Origin of the sequence: Bradyrhizobium sp., assembly GCF_049581145.1 — a bacterium.
Lineage (GTDB): Bacteria > Pseudomonadota > Alphaproteobacteria > Rhizobiales > Xanthobacteraceae > Bradyrhizobium.
The window spans coordinates 1-1,661 of the sequence record NZ_JBAURI010000023.1; the positions used below are offsets into that span (position 1 = coordinate 1).

General features: G+C 55.0%; 3 protein-coding genes. 2 read left to right on the plus strand and 1 reads right to left on the minus strand.

Translation table 11 applies throughout. The features are described 5' to 3' along the window. Nucleotides 1–167: 167 nt before the first annotated feature. Nucleotides 168–323 (minus strand): methyltransferase, encoded by a 156-nt coding sequence (locus WCB02_RS00730; protein ID WP_423955247.1) that lies wholly within the window; start codon nt 321–323, stop codon nt 168–170. Between the two features lie 703 nt (nt 324–1,026). Here WCB02_RS00730 and WCB02_RS00735 point away from each other — a divergent pair. Both WCB02_RS00735 and WCB02_RS00740 read left to right on the plus strand, forming a co-directional pair. Next, nucleotides 1,027–1,221: a hypothetical protein gene (locus tag WCB02_RS00735; RefSeq protein ID WP_423955243.1), complete on the plus strand. Its 195-nt coding sequence runs from the start codon at nt 1,027–1,029 to the stop codon at nt 1,219–1,221. A 131-nt stretch (nt 1,222–1,352) separates the two neighbouring features. Beyond that, complete coding sequence (locus WCB02_RS00740; protein WP_423955245.1) at nt 1,353–1,574, plus strand: hypothetical protein; 222 nt, start codon at nt 1,353–1,355, stop codon at nt 1,572–1,574. The last annotated feature ends 87 nt before the right edge of the window (nt 1,575–1,661 follow it).

Here is a 1,661-nt window from a genome sequence, read left to right on the forward strand (position 1 = left end):
TTGTTGGACGTTTTTAGTGTCGAAACCCGTCATAGAGGTAATCCCTACCGATTCAGCCCACCATGAATTGCTCTAAGGTGAAGCCATCGCCTCGATGACCCACATCGGCGAATTGGTAGCCGATCGCGGCGATGCGCTTCAGCTGCCTGATCAAAGAGCCTGTCGAACTAGGCGAGCGATCGTTCTCTGCCGTGCAGGGCAGCGAGCATATTGAGATCCAGCATCGCGACGACAGGATCGTCGGTGCCGACGCAGCTCAAGACCATTTCCAGAACATAGAGCTCCGCGTTCCGAGTCATGGCGTTTCGGCAATTTTGCAGAATTTGAACGCACTAGACGATCGATTCCATGAAACTCATCATATGCGACGCTCACGTTGGCCAAAAAATCAGCCAGTTTTGAGATCAGCGTTATGATTCAAATCTTGGAAACGCTCGTCTAGTCGTCTAGTCGCGCGGAAGAAAATCTCGAATGGCCATGGCGATCTGTTCGCAATGGGTCCCAAGCGCCGCGGGGTCCGGGGCGAAGGCCTCGGCACGTCTACGCCGCTCCGGGGACATCGAAAAGTCGGGCTGACCATAAAAAACTCTACTGGGTCAGCTCAAGCGTCGGCTTGATCTTCCGCAATCGGGGATTCGATCGACAGACTCGGCCGCAAGATTGATCTGCCACTGGATCCATGAGTTCCATTGCGAATTGGAAATCATATCCGCGCAGATATCGCAGCTCAGATCGGCAAACGCTGGCAGCGCGTCTTGGCGCGCGGCGTCGCCGTTCTCAAAGACTGCTGAAGTCGCAGCGTTCCAAAATCTGCGCTGGCTTACATGCAACGTGAAACACGGCACCTTGGCCCACATGAAATGAGAACCGCATTCGGTAGAATAGTAGAGCAACCGAAAATGAAGTCTAAGCGAAAGAGACTTGTTTCATTTAAAGTTATTATTCTATTTCGTCACATTTAATTATGCGCGCTACCAGACATTGGCTACTTTTGCGAGCCTGGCGCAGAGAATTAGGAGCCCTCCGATGAACCACAAGGGCGTGGAATATCAGATCGCACCAGCGACAGTGCCGGGTTTCTGGAAATGGCAGTTCTCGATCGGCGACAAAGTCAAAGCGGGCAAGACCGAGACGAGGATCGCCGGGCTGGCCGCCCGCCGTACGCAGCTAAAGATCGATCAGGAGCTTCGAAAGCTTCGTCAGGATGGCACCGGACCTTGAGATAGGCCAACGAAATAAGCATTCCCCTCGCTCCGGAGCAAAGGGGACAGCAGCGCCCCCGGGGATGGAATCTATTTCAGGCGTTGACATTGCGGAGTAGCAGGCACGAGGCTGCCTTCCGGGGCGCTTCAATGGCCGATATCGCCGACTTTTCGATCGTCATATACCAGCGCAGGCCGGGTTGTTGGCGCGCGGCTATTACTCCAAACCGTCGCGCCGGAATTGTCGTCAGGGGCGACAAGGTACGCAGCGTCGTGACGCCGGATGACTACGCAACCGAGTCCGATGCGCAACTCGCGGCCCAAAAGCTCATCGTAAGCGTCCAACCAACCGCGCCTTCCGCATCTTTCTGACGCGTGAGAAGGTGTGCCCGTTGACTGGCAAGTTAAGGGGCGCTCATGACGAAAGTTTCAGTTCTTTCTGGTCCTGAACGGCGACGG

Coding starts and splice junctions, on each gene's coding strand:
- WCB02_RS00735 (WP_423955243.1), top strand. CDS start 1,027: ATGAACCACAAGGGCGTGGAATATCAGATCGCACCAGCGACAGTGCCG.
- WCB02_RS00740 (WP_423955245.1), top strand. CDS start 1,353: ATGGCCGATATCGCCGACTTTTCGATCGTCATATACCAGCGCAGGCCG.